This window comes from Synechococcus sp. R6-5, assembly GCF_047461775.1.
Classification (GTDB): Bacteria; Cyanobacteriota; Cyanobacteriia; order Thermostichales; family Thermostichaceae; genus Thermostichus.
In genome coordinates, this window is the sequence record NZ_JANSHV010000368.1 from 1 (window position 1) to 2171 (window position 2171).

General features: G+C 59.6%; 3 protein-coding genes. 1 reads left to right on the forward strand and 2 read right to left on the reverse strand.

The window, feature by feature from the left end:
• The first annotated feature begins 105 nt into the window (after nucleotides 1–105).
• Entirely contained in the window at nucleotides 106–825 is a 720-nt protein-coding gene (psb29, locus tag NW818_RS13785; RefSeq protein ID WP_041436186.1) for a photosystem II biogenesis protein Psp29, read from the forward strand.
• 9 nt (nucleotides 826–834) lie between these two features.
• On the opposite strand, the gene NW818_RS13790 is transcribed toward psb29, so the two are convergent.
• Together NW818_RS13790 and NW818_RS13795 are read right to left on the reverse strand one after the other, a co-directional pair.
• Nucleotides 835–1539, reverse strand: a complete 705-nt coding sequence (locus tag NW818_RS13790) for an esterase/lipase family protein (RefSeq protein ID WP_011432154.1) — start codon at nucleotides 1537–1539, stop codon at nucleotides 835–837.
• Nucleotides 1540–1542: 3 nt separating this feature from the next.
• Nucleotides 1543–2067 (reverse strand): GNAT family N-acetyltransferase, encoded by a 525-nt coding sequence (locus NW818_RS13795; protein WP_414343795.1) that lies wholly within the window; start codon nucleotides 2065–2067, stop codon nucleotides 1543–1545.
• Nucleotides 2068–2171: the final 104 nt, after the last annotated feature.

The window sequence follows — 2171 nt, forward strand, 5'->3', positions numbered from 1 at the left end:
CGGCCTTCAGGCCGGGGAGGATGTCAACACAGCTTGCCCTCAGGGTCAGCACAGGTGAGAATAAAAAAACAGAGAAGCCATCCTCAAGCTCATTTTTGTCTGCCTGTGAATCCTGTTCGCACCCTCTCCGCCACCAAAGCGGCCTTTTTCAGCGCCTACCCTCGCCCGATCAACGCCGTCTATCGCCGGGTGGTGGAGGAGTTGTTGGTGGAGCTGCACCTGACCACCGTCAACAGCACCTTCGTCTACGATCCGTTTTTTGCCTTGGGGCTGGTCACCCTCTACGACGGGTTGATGGAAGCCTATCACCCCCCTGAGCAGCGAGAAGCCATTTTCAACGCCCTCTGTAAGGCTCTGCACCTCAAGCCGGAGGTGTTGCGCAAGAATGCCCGCGATCTGCTGGAGTTGATGGGAAGCGGGGATCCCCGTCAAAGACTTGATCTCCTCTGTCTCAAGCCAGAGGCGGAAGATGTGGGTGGGTTGAAAGCCATTTTGGAGCGCATGACTCAGCCGCCCTACGCCTACAGCCGGGTCTTAGCTGTTGGCCTTTACACAGCCTATGAAGTTGTGGCCAAGTCCCTTTACGAAGAACCAGAAGAACGCACCCGCCGCTTTTTGGAGAATGTGGTGAGCAAGCTGCCCTTTTCAACAGAGCGGGTGAGAAAAGATCTGGAGCTCTATCGCAGCAGTTTGGATCGCATGAAGCAGGCGCGGGCTGTGGTCGAGGAGATGGTAAAAGCCGCCCGGCGTCAGCAGGAACGCCGCCAATCGGCCGCCTCTTTGCCCGAGACTTCCCTCGGCGACCCAAGCAAGCCTGGCAGCTAAACCCCGGCCCTAAGCCAGATACTGAGCCCAAGTTTCCACCACCTCGGGGGATCCATACCAGCGCCGTCCACCCCGACCGGAATGGTAGCAGTTGGGCAGAGTGAGGTTAACAGCCCCCTGCAGGTGGGCAGCCTCGATGGGGGTAATGCCATCGCCCCACAATTCCCCCTGTCCAGCCGTGAGCCAATAGCTGTTGTAGGCCAGCCAAGCCAGATAATGCTCCTGTCGCCACAGGGATCCCAGACTCAACCTCTGCCCCTGGATGACCCTGCCCGCCACGCACACATATTTGACCTCGGGCCAAAAGGCCCCCGGATAGTGGGTGTTGACAAAGTCCAAATTGCGCTTCGTCCAGCGCTCCCGGCTGGTGTGGGGGGATCCCAAGCTAATCAGCGCAGCGACCTGCTCCCGCCCCTGCCACACCTGTCCCCCATAGGGCACGGATCCCAGGTAGATGCGGGCAATCCAGCCGCCGGCGGAGTGGGCCACCAGGTTAACTCGGTCAACCCCAAACTCAGCGCAGGTCTTTTGGATGGTCTCTCGAAGGGCCCACAGGATGGGAGTGACAGGCCTTCCCCCCAGCGTGGGAAACCAACTGCGCACCTGCAACGGCACCACCCGTGCCGCATAGCCGCGGGCTTCCAGCTCTTGGCGCAGGGGCTCATACTCCGACGCACCCGCCAGATAACCGGGCAAAATCACCACAGGGGCCATACGCTAGCGGGGATACCAGAACATGCCTTTGATCCCCTCAGGGTCGGCGGTGAAGCCCAGCCGTTCGTAAAAGCTGACCACTCCCTGATCGGCAAAAAGGGTGATGTTGCTGATGTCTCGGGCGCGCAGCTCGTGGATCACCTTTTCCATCAGCCGCTTGCCCAGACCCCTACCCTGGAAATCGGGATGAACCACCACATCCCAAATGGTGGCATTGAAAGCGTGGTCGGACGTTGCCCGGGCAAAGCCGATGAGGCGACGGTAGCTGCCCCGCTGCTGCCACATCGACACCACCAAAAAGCTGTGCTGCAGGGCTTTTCTCACCTTGTGAATGGGGCGACGCGACCACCCCACCGCATCGCAGAGCTCCTCTAGCTCGTACAGATCCAAGTTGGGATCCAAGCTGAAGAGGATTGTCTCCCCTCGTACCACCACCGTTTCCTGGCGACGGTCGGCCCTAGCTGTTTGCGCCGGCTCTTTGGTTGTAGCAGCTCCTGCTGACCCGAACAGGCCCTTCCAAAAACTCATGTGAATCGCTGCCGAGTGAAAGCTCACCCCTACTTTGGGTGAGCGTGTCCTCAGTATAGCCAGGATCGGTGGCGGAATTGTTTCCAATTTCTAGGGATCCCCCC